Annotated in this window: 6 protein-coding genes; 3 read left to right on the top strand and 3 right to left on the bottom strand. The window is 65.6% G+C overall.

What is annotated here, in order from left to right:
• Window positions 1-132 precede the first annotated feature (132 nt).
• Together EPL00_RS19280 and EPL00_RS19275 are read left to right on the top strand one after the other, a co-directional pair.
• On the top strand, window positions 133-2,757 hold the full coding sequence (locus EPL00_RS19280) for an AAA family ATPase (protein ID WP_135853931.1): 2,625 nt from the start codon (window positions 133-135) through the stop codon (window positions 2,755-2,757).
• A 14-nt stretch (window positions 2,758-2,771) separates the two neighbouring features.
• Entirely contained in the window at window positions 2,772-4,214 is a 1,443-nt protein-coding gene (locus EPL00_RS19275) for a hypothetical protein (RefSeq protein ID WP_135853932.1), read from the top strand.
• A 476-nt stretch (window positions 4,215-4,690) separates the two neighbouring features.
• On the opposite strand, the gene EPL00_RS19270 is transcribed toward EPL00_RS19275, so the two are convergent.
• From EPL00_RS19270 to EPL00_RS19260, 3 genes are all read right to left on the bottom strand, one after another.
• Complete coding sequence (locus EPL00_RS19270) at window positions 4,691-7,483, bottom strand: DUF1156 domain-containing protein (protein WP_135853933.1); 2,793 nt, start codon at window positions 7,481-7,483, stop codon at window positions 4,691-4,693.
• A 156-nt stretch (window positions 7,484-7,639) separates the two neighbouring features.
• Window positions 7,640-9,001, bottom strand: coding sequence for a cell division protein ZapB (locus EPL00_RS19265; RefSeq protein WP_135853934.1), 1,362 nt, complete (start codon window positions 8,999-9,001; stop codon window positions 7,640-7,642).
• Entirely contained in the window at window positions 8,998-10,869 is a 1,872-nt protein-coding gene (locus tag EPL00_RS19260) for a DEAD/DEAH box helicase (protein ID WP_135853935.1), read from the bottom strand. The genes EPL00_RS19265 and EPL00_RS19260 overlap by 4 nt, the downstream gene beginning before the upstream one ends.
• Before the next feature lie 155 nt (window positions 10,870-11,024).
• On the opposite strand from EPL00_RS19260, the gene EPL00_RS23880 reads away from it, so the two are divergent.
• The gene (locus EPL00_RS23880; RefSeq protein WP_135853936.1) at window positions 11,025-13,796 is read left to right on the top strand and encodes a DUF1156 domain-containing protein; all 2,772 of its coding nucleotides are present in this window, start codon (window positions 11,025-11,027) and stop codon (window positions 13,794-13,796) included.
• Window position 13,797 lies beyond the last annotated feature (1 nt).

Here is a 13,797-nt window from a genome sequence, read left to right as displayed (position 1 = left end):
GTGGTTCGGGTTCAACGAATTTAACTGTTTTGTAAAAGGCGCACAATACTGGTCTCCGTCGTGTTGCTCCGCTCCGGTTATACGTAGCGATGGAAACAATTAACAACAAATCGTGTGACGATAGGACGAGACATGACCTACTGGTGGGTTAACACGAACAGCGAGTCGCTCCCGGACGACGGTCGGCGGCCCCTCGACGCCGGTGTCGTCGCGACGTACGGGCCGAGAGACGGGTTCCCCGACCGAGCGTCCGCTGGCGACCGCGTGTTCGCCTTCCTGAGCGGCGTCGGCGTCGTCGGGTTCGGCACCGTCCGGGACGACGACTACGAGACCCACGCCGGGTCGGACGCCGGGTTCTACTCCGACGAGACCGAGCATCACGTCTCCGTCGCGTGGCACTACCTCCTCGATTCGCCCGACGCGGTGGAGAGTTCGGAGGCGGCGGCGACGCTCGGCTACGACGCGCCCTCGTTCGTCGGCACGTACGGCGAAATCGACTCCGAGACGCCTGAGGCGCTGGTCGAGGAGGTCCGGTCGCGGGCGCGGACGATAGCTCGTCCGGACCCCGACAGGAGTCGTCCACAGACGGAAGCGGCGGGCTACTACTTCGATTTGTCCGCGATTCACGCCGCGCTCTGGCTGTTCGGGGACCTCCGGTCGGCACCGACGACCGACGAGGCGGTCCCGGCCGCGGAGGGGTTGGTCGAGTACTTCTGTAACTGGGGACCACACCGGGAGGCGACCCACGACAGTCACGCGGCGTCGGTAGACCTCACGAGCGACCGCGCGGAGGACGTGGTGGACACGTGGAGCAGCGACATCTCCATCGCGCTCGAAGACCGGTGTGGGGTGGACGTGAGTCCGGACACGGTCGCGGCGCTCGGCCGGGAGTTGGGTCTCGGGACGTTTCCGGAACTCACCAACGACTACCTGCTGAACCACCTCTGGGACGTGTCGGCGCACCTCGACGCGATAGACCCCCGAAGCGACGAGGGACCGCGGAACGTCGTCCCGGTCTACGACGACCTGTACGGTGAGCTACCGGCCTCGTTCCGGGAGTACTGGCAGAACAAGGACACCGACGGCGAGCCGATAAATCGCATCCGGGTCGCGGCGCTCGACCGGCACGCCGACGGGAAACTCAGTCCGAAAGCCTACGAGGCCGACGAAAAGCGGGTCAACGACGACCACGACGGCGACATCACGACCGGGTGGCGGCCCTACACCATCCTCGGGGGCGTCTACTACGACTTCCTCAAGCCGCGGCTTCGCCACCACTTCGAGGCGGTGGCCAGCGAGTTGTCGTCGTTCGCGGACGACGGCGGGCTTCGGACTCACGTCGTGGACTTCATGGGACCGATGCAGAAGCTCCGGGAGTTCGGCTGGTGTTGCGTCTACCCCGACCCCGACGAGGGCGAGTCCCACACCGACCACTACCAGTTGTACGTCGGGTTCCACCACGACTACGTGAAGTACGGTCTCCACGTCGGCGACGACCGCCGGACCTCCGACTGGCGCTCGATACTCGACTTGGAGCGGGCCGACCGACCCACCGACGAGCTTCGGTGGCACCGCGTCCGGGCGAAACTCGCGTCGGTCAAATCCGAGTTCGACCGGCTCAACGAGTTCGGGCCGGGTCCGCGCCCCGACGAGACGCCGCTGGACGTGACCGCCGACCCCGAAGTCGAGATTTCGGCCGCGGACGTGGAGGGGCTTCACTTCCCCGAGACGATGGCGACGGGGTTGGACGACCTGCTGAATCAGGTTCGGGCCGCGCTGAACGCGGGCAACCACGTCATCTTTACCGGACCGCCGGGCACCGGGAAGACCGAACTCGCCGAACAGGTCGCGGCGCATCTGGCGGCCGAACACGACGACGTGTACACCGGGACCCACCTCACGACGGCGACGGCCGACTGGTCCACCTTCGAGACGGTCGGCGGGTACATGCCCGAACGCGACGGCGACGGCGAGTTGGCCTTCCGGCCGGGGCAACTCCTCCGGCGGTTCAAGCGCGACGGCCGCCAGCGAAACGACGTGACCGTCATCGACGAGATAAACCGGTCGGACATCGACAAGGCGTTCGGCCAGTTGTTCACCGTGCTGTCGGGCCAGTCGGTGCAGTTGCCCTACGAGACCAAGCAGGGCAACGAGATTCTGGTCCGCCCGGCGCGTGACGACGACGCCCCCGACGGGGACGCGGGCGGCGACGACGAGTCGGGCGGCACCGACCTCTCGCTGGAGGAGTACGTCGTCCCCGACGCGTGGCGGCTCCTCGCCACGATGAACAGCTACGACAAGACCTCGCTGTACGACATGAGCTACGCGTTCATGCGCCGGTTCGCGTTCGTCCGGGTGGACGCCCCGACCGTGCCGGGACCGGACGACACCGACCCGACGCCCGAGGAGTTCGCCGCCGGGTACCTCGACGCGTGGGACGACGTGGGCGTGGACCCCGGCGACCCCGTGGTGGCGGGCCTCCTCGGGGCGTGGCGGGTGATGAACGACCACGAGTACGCTCGGAGCCTCGGCCCGGCCGTCGCGCGCGACATGCTCGCGTACGTCGAACAGCTCCCGCGCGGGACCAAACGACAGCGCCGCCGGGCCATCGCCGACGCCGTGGTCGCCTACGCCTTCCCGCAGTTGGAGGGGATGGTCGAGACCAGACGCGAGAGCGTGCTGGACGAACTGGCGAGCCTGTCCCGAATCGACGGCGACGCCCTCGACCGGGCGGCGACCGAGCAGTTCCGGAGGTAGCCCGGAGGCGTCGCATGGAGCCGGACGAACTCGTAGAGCGGGTGGCGACGGACCTCGAACTGTACGTCATGTCGGGCGAGCTACGGAGCGACGCGGTGGGCGAGGCGCTCGCGGACGCGGCCTTCGGCGAGCGGGCGGTCGGCTTCGAGGACCTGCTCGTCCTCCACTACCTGCTGGAGTCCGAGACGGTCGCGTTCGCCGACGCGCTCCGGCGGCGGGTTCGAGAACTCCGGACAGGTACGGCGACCGAATCGACGGTCACGCGCTCGGAGGTGTCGAGTCGCATCGACTGGAGCGAGACGATGCGCGAACGCTACGCCCGGAACCCCGACGACTCGACGCTGTTCGTCACCCAGTCGCGCTACGAGGAGTACGACTTGGACGAGAACCTCCTCTTGCGGGCGCTGTTGGACCGGTTCGAAGCCGGACTCGACACGTGGGCCGACGAGTTGGCGGCCTACGACTGGGGCGACGCGTGGAGCGACGGCCTGCTGGACCGGACCCGCCGGACGATAGCGAGCAACGTCGTCCTGAACCGGATTCGGGACCCCGAGCCGGGCGAGCCGACGCCAGCGATGGTCGAGGCCGCCCGTCGGTCGCGCCACGCGCTGTACCGCGAGGCCGCCGAGCGATACCGGCGGTACGAGGCGGTCTGCTCGTCGGACCCGGACCGCGACGAGTTGCGCGACCTGCTGGCGAACACGCTCGTCGTGCCCACCGGTTCGGGTCGCTCGGCCGAGCGCACCTACAGCACGCTCTTCGAACTCTACGTCCTGTTCGCGGTGGTCGAGGAGCTATCGGCGGTGGTCGGCGCGTCGGGCGACCTCGCGCCGATTCGCCGGGGACGGGACGAAGTGGCGCGCTTCGAGTTGGCCGACGGCGACCGACTGCTGGTGTTCTACGAGCAGGCCGCCGGGTCGAAGGACTTCTCGTTCCTCGGGAGTACCGCCGACGCGGCGGCGGGGTCGGTGACGCGCCGCGAGGAGACCCGCGAGCGCACCCGCCGGATTCGCGGGGAGTTGTTCGACACCGACTCGCGCGTGGCGACCAAGCGCCCCGACGTGCTGGTCGTCTACGAGGAGTCCGGCCGCGTCGTCCCCGACCGCTCGTTCGTGGTGGAAGTGAAGTACCACGGCGACGGCGAGTCGGGCGCGGCGACGGTCGAGCGCGGCGTCGAGGAACTACTGGAATATCTGGCGTACATGCGCCACGACGGGCGGTTGGTCTTCGACGGGGGTCCCGACGACTGGTACGGCGCGGACAACGGCCTGCTGGTCGTGGACGACGACGACTCGCTTGCGACGCCCATCGACGCCGACAGCCCGGTTCGGGTCGCGCAGGCGGGCGACCTCGGGGCGGTGCTTCGCCAGCAACTCGCCGACCTGTACGGTGACCTCGCGCGGCCGTCCCGAGAAGAGTCGTCCCGAGGAGGGTCGTCCCGAACGGACGAGACCTAACGCTACCAATCCTATAGAAATATTTCCCGTTTCCAAAGCAATGAAGAGCGTTGCGTAGCGGTGCGAAGCGGTGCGAAGCGGGGCGGTGCCGGGCGGTGCGGCGCGGAGCGGTCCGCTGTCGCGGTGCGGTCTGCTGTCGCGGCGCAGTCTGCGATGCTGTGCGGTGCGGTTTGATAGGCGTCGGCAACAGCGCGGTTCGCCGTCGCGGTGCGGTTCGCCGTCGCGGTGCGGTCCGTTGTCGCGGTGCGGTCTGCGGTGCTGTGCGGTGCGGTCTGATAGGCGTCGGCAACAGCGCGGTTCGCGGTGCGGTCTGCTGTCGCGGTGCGGTCTGTTGTCGCGGTGCGGTCTGCTGTCGCGGTGCAGTCTGCTGTCGTGGCGCAGTCTGCTGTCGTGGCGCAGTCTGCGATGCTGTGCGGTGCGGTCTGAGAGGCGTCGGCGACAGAGCGGCCTGCGGTCGCGGTGCGGTTCGAGCGGCGCTACTCGTCGCCGAAACTGCCGAGCGACTGGTCGCCGCCGAGGAGTCGCTCGTACCCCTCGTCGTCGGTCACTTCCGCCAGCGACTCGCAGGTCTCGCGCAGGTCGTCGTCGTCGCGCCACTTCTGGAGGTAGTTGCCCACGGTCTTGCCGTGTTCGTAGCGGTAGCGCAGGAACTGGGCCTTGTCCAGCGCCGACAGGGACTCCTCGACGGTGCCGTTGACGCGCTCCTCGATGTACGCCTGCCGGGCGTCGTCGTTCCACGTCCCGAGGCTGAAGCCGTCCGCCGTCGAGAACAGTTTCTTGGCCTTCAACTGGTCGGGCGTGACGTTCGCCGACCGGCACTCCAGATTCACGTCGTCGTAGGAGGGACTGGTCGTCCCGAGGAGACTCAGGAACACCTCGACCTCGCCGAGTTCGCTGTTCTCTTGGATGATGCCGTAGATTTCGTCCACCACGTCCTTGGCGTCCATAATCTCGCCGTAGCGTCGGACCTCGCCGTGGTGCTTGGAGTACTCGTGGTAGCACTCGCCCATCTCGATGACGCCGATGTCGCCGGACTTGAGTTCGCGGTTCTCCTCCAAGTCCGCGCGAGTCTCTTGGGCGGTCTTGATGATGTTCCGCCGGAGGTTGCGCCACGTGATGGGTTCGCGCTCCTCGACTGGTCGGGCGATGACGACAATATCGAACGAAACTGCCTCACCACCGATGAACTTGTGAAGGTCGGAGTTAATCGGATACGTCGCCGTCACTTCGAATCCGCTTTCACAGAGTGATTCAAGCAACTCACCCCACGATTCGGAGTCGCTGTGATGATACGTGAATGCGACTACTCCATTTTCTTTTACTGCACGGCGAATCACCGAAAAGGCGTGGTGAAGTTCGGACTCGAAGTCTTCTACGTCTTTGTCGAGATACGGATTCGTGACTATGCTTTCGGCGCGTGGGGTCTTTTCGGCAGAAAAGCAGTCGTACTCGTCTTCGAGAAGGATTTTTAGCCAGACGTAGAAGAAGTCGGACACTTCTGAATAAATGATGTTGTCGTAGTACGGTGGGTCAGAAATGATTGCATCGTACTCATCTTCCGAGCTGATTTTCCGCATATCTCCTTGGTAGACTTCTGACTTATCTCCAATTGTGCCAGCAAATTTGTCAGTTTCTATCGTTTCTCCTTTCTTTACGTGCCGTTCAGTAGGTGCGTTCGCGTATTCGACACCACTAATCACCATATTCCAGATGGATTGGAACGTTCCCATCCCGTATTCTGCTCCCCAAACGTTTCCTTCAGATGGTTGTTGCGGAGGGTCGAACGAATTTGTCTTAAAGATGTGATTGGAGTGATTTCTAGATGGCTGGTAAGAACACATCAAAGTATTAGTTCGTAAGCAGTCACTGAAGGCCAGCAGAAGATACTCCTTTACGTTTTGGTCTTCTATCCCTTCTATTTTCTTGAGAAGTTTAGAGAGAGATAGTTTCTGGCGTTCATTTAACATATCCTCCCAGAACCTGTACCCATGATTGAATACGTCGTTTCCACTGATAGAAGATGACGCCGTGATTGCACCTTCTGGAATTTTTTCATCAGGAATGTACTGGTGCAATCCTTCCTGTTGCTCCCACACGGAAGCGGCCTCAGAATAAAGTGCTTCGTCAAAAGCACTTACTGGTTTGTATCCCTTCGATTCGCTTCGTGAACCGGTATTTTCGTCGCAGGTCGGACAGTACCACTCGACGGCGTAGAGTCGCAGGTCGAACCCGCCCTGCTCCTGAATCGCGTCGGTGATGCCGTACTTTTGGCCGCAATCTGGGCAGGTGTAGTTACTACCAGAAGCATTGCCCTCCTCGGGCACGAACTCGTGGGCGCACGACGAGCAACTGCACTCGCTTCGCCAGTCGTCCACCAGCACGATGTCCCCGCAGTCCGGGCAGAGAACGTTGTACTTGTCGTCGTCGTCGTAGCGACCCTTGGCGACGCGGTAGTCCTTGAACAGCGGCACCGTGTGGCCACAGGACACGCAGTCCAGTTCCTTGACCCAGAAGTTGTACATCACGTCGGCCTCGTGGTCGTGGCCGTGGGCCAGCGGGTCGTCGCTGGCGTCCGGGGCCTCCTCGGTGGCGGCCGGGGCCTCCTCGGTGGCGGTCGGGGCCTCCTCGGTGGCGGTCGGGGCCTCCTCGGTGGCGGCCGGGGCCTCCTCGGTGGCGGCCTCCTCGGGCGCGGCGTTGGGACAGGGTGTCCGGTAGTACTGGGTGATGTCGTCTGCTACGTCGTCGCGGACCTCCTCGAACGCGGCTTCGAGGTCCGCCACGTCGGTCCGGCCCGCTTCGAGTTCCTTCTTCGTGACGAACCACGCCACCGGATTCAGGTCGTACCCGACCGTCTCCGCGCCGAAGCGCGACGCCTCGACCAGCGAGGTCCCGCCGCCCATGAACGGGTCGAGAATCTTCTTGTCCTCGACGCGCACGTCCTTGGGGTAGAGGTCCCACAGCGACTCGGGGTCGGCTTGGTTCACGTTGCCGAGGAGGTCCCGAATCTCGTCTGCCCCGCCGCCGAAGTCCGAGAGCGTCTTGTTCTCGCCGGGTTCGAACACCGACACCTCCTCGGGGTCGTCCAGTAGCGCGTAGAGACAGATGGCCCGGAAGACGCTCCCCGGTCGGCGCGCCCACCACTTGTGCATCGTGTAGATTGGCCGGTAGTACTGCTTGGCGCGACTCTCCTTCTCGGCGATTTCGTTGATGCGCTCGATGGGAAAGCCCCGCTCGATGGGGAGTTCGGGTCGGTCTGACTCGCCTGCCATGGGTAGATACCGCTGTTGTTGGGCTTGGTGTTGATAAACCTGTATATGGATTCGCACGACCGCGCCCTCCTCGCGTCCGACTGCGACTCCACCGGCCTCCTCGCGTCCGACTGCGACTCTACCGGCCTCCTCGCGTCCGACCGCGACTCCACCGGCCTACTCCCGACAGGACCGACACGCCGGTCCCGCGTCCGTCACCCGAATCGGGTTCTCGGCCCCGAGGAGCGACCCACACTGGTCGCACGCCGCGTCCCCATCGACGCCGACGCCCCGGCCGTAGGGCACCGTGTAGCTCCCCGCCCGGCCCTCGTCGCGCACCGACACGACCAAATCGCCCTTCTCGTAGGCGACCGCCGTCGCCGCGGTCGCCGTGAGTTCGACCGCGACGCTGTGGCGCGCGCGAATCTCGCGTCGCCTTACGGGGAACCCCTCGGCTCGCGCGGTCTCCAGCGCGTCGAGTTCCGCCGCGACCGCCTCGCGCTCGTCGCGCACCGCCGACCGCTCGTCCAACGCGGCCAGTCGCTCCGACCGGTCGGCGGCCTCGTCCAACTCCGTCGCTATCGCGTCCAGTCGCTCGGACAACTGCTGGCGTTCGTCGCGCAACTGCTCGATTCGCTCGCCCTTGAGGTCGGCGTACTCCTCGAACTCGACGTTCGCGGCTCGCGTCGCCCGACGGCGCACCGACTCGACTGCCGACGAGACGGCCTCCTCGGCGTACTCCCGGCCCGCCGACAGCAAATCGGCGACCTCCTCGGCGTCCGGCCAGCGGTCGTCGTCTGCGACCCCACCGCCCGCGGCCCCACCGCCCACGGACTCGTCGCTCGCGGTTCCATCACCCGCGGACTCGTCGCTCGCGGTTCCACCGCCGACGACCACGCGCTCGGGGTCGAGCGCCGGACCGGCCGTGACCGACTCGAACCACGCTTCGAGTCCCGGCAGTCGCGCCTCGGTCTCGGCGTCCATCGCCACCGGAACCAGCAGGTCCCGCTCGAACTCGCTCACCGTCTCTATCGACGCCTCGAAGCAGAGACAGACCGCCCGGCGCGTGTAGTACGACCGGAACGACCGGTCTACCACGCTCGCGGGCGACTCGGCCAGCCAGTCGGGGTCGGGCACGTCCGACACGCCGTCCGCCACGCGCCAGTGGCCCACCGGTGCAGACGCGGCGTCGGCGTCCAGTATCGCGGTCACGAGCGCCCCGTCGCCGGTTCGTTCGTACTCGCCGGGGCCGAGGTCGTCGCGGTCCGGGTCACGGTCCTCGCGGTCGCCGCCCGCCGCCCCGCGCCCCACGCGGCCCTCGTCGCGGTCCACCAACCGAATCGTGCCCTCGGGAGCCGCCGCCAGCGCCTCGTCTAACGGACCGATACCCGTCGGGTCGGCCGACTCGGCGGTGACTTCCCACTCGTCGTCTCGACGTTCCACGGCCACGTCGCTGTCCCCGAGGAGCGCCCCGAGGTAGGCGTCCACGCGCTCGTCGGTGCGGTCGAGCGCGAAGTCGGCCGCCTCGTCGCCGCTCATCGTCCGCCCCCGCCCGCGTCCCGAGTCGCGTCGCTCGCGTCGCTGTCGTCACTCTCTCCCGTCGCGTCGCCGTCGGCTCCGGCACCGAACTCGAACCCGGAAAACACGTCGTCGTTGAACTGCTCCATCTTCTCGGCCAACTCCCGTTGCTCGGAGAGGTCAACCGCCATCGCGTCGAAATCGTTCTCCAACTCGACTTCCGAGTCGGCGCTCACGAGTCGCTCGAAAATCTCGTCCTCGAAACTCGACCCCGACTGTTCGAGTCCCGAGAGAATCGTACTCAGTTCGCCGACCGTCTGCTGGAAGAGGTCTATCTTGTGGTAGAGCTTGTCGAGGACGTACTCCTCGACGGTGTCGTCCAACGCGACGTTGAACACGTACACGTCCCGGTCCTGCCCGATGCGGTGTACGCGCCCGATTCGCTGTTCGACCTTCATCGGGTTCCACGGCAGGTCGTAGTTCACCATGACGTTACAGAACTGGAGGTTTCGGCCCTCGTTCATCGCGTCCGTCGAGACGAGGATACCCCCTTCCCGCCGGAAATCCTCCACGATGGCCTCCTTCTCGTCGCTCGAATGGCCGCCGTGGAACGTGTGGACCGCGTACCCCTCGTCGGCGAGCGCCCCGACGAGTTCCCGCTGGGTCGCCCGGAACTGCGTGAACACGATGACCCGACCCTTCTCGACGCGCTCTCGCGCCTCGTCCACGATGTCCAGCAGTCGCTCCTGCTTGGTCACCGTCTCGATGTCGTCGATTCGGTCGCGGATGGTCCGCAACTCCTCGCGGTTGGTGAGTTCCTGCTGGTCGTGGAGGCGCTTCTCGATGGTGTGGGCGAGTGCGGCGGGACTGCTGACGACCTCCTTCTGCAGGAGCATGAGGACGAGTTTCTGGCCGCCGTCTCGGCTGTAGGCTCCTTCGACGTACTCGGAGACGAGTCGGTAGAGTTCCCGTTCGGCGGGCGTCGGGTCGAACGTCCGCGTGTCGATGTGGCGGTCGGTGAAATCGACATCCGTCTCGGCCCGCCGGTTGCGAATCATCACCTCCGAGAGCCGGTCCCTGAGTTCGGTCGTGTTGACCAGCGTCTCCTGACCGCTTTCGAGGAAGTAGTGTTTGAAGGTCTCTCGCGTGCCGAACAGACCGGGCCGCAGGAGCGAGACGATGTTGTACAGGTCGGTCACGTCGTTCTGAATCGGCGTGGCCGTGAGGAAGAACGCGTACCGGTACGCGAGGCGGTCTATCAGGTCGTAGCGGTCGGTCTCCTCGTTTTTGACGTAGTGGGCTTCGTCCAGCACGAGTACGTCCCAGTCGCGCGCGAGGACGGTCGTCCGATACCGGTCGCTCTTGGCCGTGTCGATGCTGGCGATTATCCGGTCGTGGGCGTCGAACCCCTCGAACTCCTCGTCGTAGTTACAGACGTACTCTAGCCCGAACTTCTCTCGCAACTCCCCTTGCCACTGCTGGGCCAACTGTGCGGGCGTCAGCACGAGTACGGAGTCGGTGGTGTCCCGGTAGGCCATCTCCTTCAGAATCATCCCGACCTCGATGGTCTTGCCCAGTCCCACCTCGTCGGCGAGCAACGCCGTCCCGTTCATCTCGAACAGCGCGCGGTACGCCGCATCCACCTGATGTTCGAGGAGCTTCACGGCTTCCGAGTCGAGCGTCGAGAGCGACTGGAGCGAGGCGTCGGCCTCGCCAGCGAGCAGTCGGCGAGCGTGAATCGACCGCGCGTGACTCGGCCGCGCGTGGTCGCCAGTGGGCGTCTCGTCGCCCGACGACAGCGCGTCCGAGAGCGCGTCGGCGGATTCGGCCGTGACTTCGACCGACACGAAGTTGGCCGATTCGTCGCTCGTCCGGTCAGGGTCGGCCATGCGTTGGTCTGTCTTCCTTCCCCTATATCAAATTACACTCTTTCCCGTCGCGGTCGGCGTCGGTGCCATCGCTACCGGCCGACCCGCCGGGACGCTCCCCCGGAGCGCCCGACTGACGAAGGTTTTTAAACGGTCCCGCCACAGGTTCCAGTAATATGGCTCACCGAGACGGGCAGAACGACGACCGAGACGCTTCTCGTCTCTCTCTTCCCATCGAGCGAGGGTTCCCCATCGAGCGCATCAACGAGATCGCCGAGAAGGAAGGCCGAGCCAAACGGCACTACCGTCCCATCTACACCATGCACAAGTGGTGGGCCCGTCGCCTCGGGTGCGTCTTTCGTTCTATCTGTCTCTACGCCCTCCTCGACGGCGAGACCGAGATTACCGCGACCGAACCGGGCGAGGAGACCACGAAACTGAGCGATTTCGGTCTCGGCACCGACGACCTCGACACGTGGGTCGAGACCGTCGAGGCCACCGACCCGTCGCCGCTCTGGAACCTCTACGCCAAGGACGTGACCGTCGAGGACAAGACGGTACTCGACCCCTTCATGGGAGGAGGCACCTCGCTGGTCGAAGCCTCGCGGTTCGGCGCGGAGGTCGTCGGCAACGACCTCAACCCCGTGGCGTGGTTCGTCACGAAGAAGGAGATGGAGGCCGGGCGAACCGACGTGGAGACGCTCGACGCGGCCTTCGAGGAGGTCCGCGAGGCGGTCGGCGACGAGCTGGCGTCCTACTATCGGACGCCGTGTCCGAACGCCGCCGACGCGGAGGCCGCCGCTGGCGGTGACGCGGAGGGCGACGACGCCGCCGACGCCGCCGCCGACACCGCCGACGCCGCCGCCGACGACAGTGACGGGGACGCCGACGGACACCTCGCCGACGTGATGCACTACCTCTGGGTGAAGGAACTGGACTGCGTGTCGTGCGGTCACGCCGTACCGCTGTTCTCGGACTACCGCGTCGCCAAGGGGCGGTACGACCGGGCCGACGAGTACACCGTCTACTGCCCGTCGTGCGAGGACCTGACCTACGTCGAGGACTGGCGGAGCGAATCGACCTGCGACCACTGTTTCCACGAGTTCGTCCCCGAAGACGGGACGGTGGGTCACGGCGACTACTCCTGTCCCGAGTGCGGCCGGAAGTACGGCATCACCGACGCTATCGAGGAGCAGGGCGGGTACGACCGGAAACTGTACGCCGTCGAGTACTACTGTCGGGAGTGCGACGAGCGCGGACGAGACATCTCCGAGGCGAAAGGCTACGAGGCCCCCAGCGAGTACGACCGCGAGCGGTACGCCGAGGCGGCCGCCGAGTGGGACGAGTCGCCCGAACTCCGGGCGTACGTCCCCGACGAGGAGATTCCGGAGGGCGCGATTACGGCCGCCTCCTCGATTAGCGGCAACGACGTGTTCCAGCACGGCTACGAGCAGTGGACCGACATGTTCAACGACCGGCAACTCCTCGCGCTCTCGAAGCTCCTGCGGGCCATCGACGGCGTGGACGACGAGAACGCCCGCGAGTACCTCCTGTTGGCGTTCAGCGACATGCTCCGGTTCAACAACGCGATGGTCGGCTACCAAGCCTCCCGGAACCACATCAACGACCTCTTCCAGACGAACTCGTTTGCCCCCCAACAGCGCCCCGCCGAGGCGAACGTCTGGGGGACCGACTACGGCATGGGCAACTTCCGGAAGAACTGGGAGATGGTTCGGGAGGGCGTCGCGTACGCCAACGCGCCGACCGAGCGATACGTCGAGGAGGGCGAGTCCGTCGAGACCGACCCCTTCGAGACGCCAATCGGCGAGGACTTCGAACTCCACCGCGGCGACATGCGGACCCTCGGCTTCGAAGACGAGTTCGACGCGGTAATCACGGACCCGCCGTACTACGACAACGTCATCTACTCGGAAGTCGCCGACTACTTCTACGTCTGGCAGAAGCTTCTCCTCTCGGGCGAGTACGACGGCTTCGACCGGGACGTGACCCCGCGCGCCGAGAGCATCGTCACCAACCCCTTCCTCGACAAGACCAGCGAGGACTTCGAGTCGGAACTCCACGAGGCGTTCACGGTAATCCGGCAGGCCCTGACCGACGACGGCGTGCTGGCGTTCACCTACCACCACAGCGATTCGGAGTCGTGGGGCGAACTCCTCGAAGCCCTCTGTGACAGCGGGTTCGAGGTGACGGCGACCTACCCGATTTCGGCGGACGTACAGAAGTTCATCACGGGCGACGCGGTGTCGTTCGACATCGTGGTCGTCGCCCGGCCGATAGCGGAGCGCGACCGGACCCCGATTAGCTGGCGGACGCTCCGGAGCCGAATCTACGAGGCGGCCGTCGAGACCCGACAGGAGTTGGCCGAGGGCCGCGACCTCTCGCGGGGCGACATCGGCGTCGTGGAGATGGGCGTCTGTTTCCGCGAGTACTCGAAACACCACGGGAACGTCCGGCGCGACGGGGACATCTTGGACGCCAAGGACGTGGTGGACGAAATCTACGGTATCGTCCAAGAAGCGAGCGAAATCGGCCTCGTAGACGTGTTCGTGGACCTCCTCGAAGCGTCGGACCCGACGCTCGACAGCGTCACCAAGCTCTGTCGCGGGACGAACGCGGACGCAGACGAGTTGCGGGAGATGCGGTTGTTCTCGACGGACGACGGCTTCGAACTCGGCACGTGGGACAATCAGGAGCGACAGGCGTACATCCGAGCGCGCCTCGACCGGAACAGCGACGAGAATATTACCGCCCTCGACAAACTCCAGTTCCTCCGCCACCGGTACGAAGCCGGGAAGACGGTCGGGAACTACGTGGAGCGGTGGGACGTGGACGACGACCTCCGGACCCTCGCCGCTCGACTCGCGGACGCGACGGGCGACGAGACGTACCGGCGACTCCTCGGCGACCGCGACGTTTCGAGCTTCTGAT

It is taken from the genome of Halorussus salinus (genome assembly GCF_004765815.2).
Classification (GTDB): Archaea; Halobacteriota; Halobacteria; order Halobacteriales; family Haladaptataceae; genus Halorussus; species Halorussus salinus.
This window is presented reverse-complemented; position numbering and strand designations above follow the sequence as displayed.

Bases quoted from the DNA above. Each gene is read 5' to 3' on its own strand.
- EPL00_RS19280 (WP_135853931.1), top strand. From the start codon at position 133: ATGACCTACTGGTGGGTTAACACGAACAGCGAGTCGCTCCCGGACGAC.
- EPL00_RS19275 (WP_135853932.1), top strand. From the start codon at position 2,772: ATGGAGCCGGACGAACTCGTAGAGCGGGTGGCGACGGACCTCGAACTG.
- EPL00_RS19270 (WP_135853933.1), bottom strand. From the start codon at position 7,483: ATGGCAGGCGAGTCAGACCGACCCGAACTCCCCATCGAGCGGGGCTTT.
- EPL00_RS19265 (WP_135853934.1), bottom strand. From the start codon at position 9,001: ATGAGCGGCGACGAGGCGGCCGACTTCGCGCTCGACCGCACCGACGAG.
- EPL00_RS19260 (WP_135853935.1), bottom strand. From the start codon at position 10,869: ATGGCCGACCCTGACCGGACGAGCGACGAATCGGCCAACTTCGTGTCG.
- EPL00_RS23880 (WP_135853936.1), top strand. From the start codon at position 11,025: ATGGCTCACCGAGACGGGCAGAACGACGACCGAGACGCTTCTCGTCTC.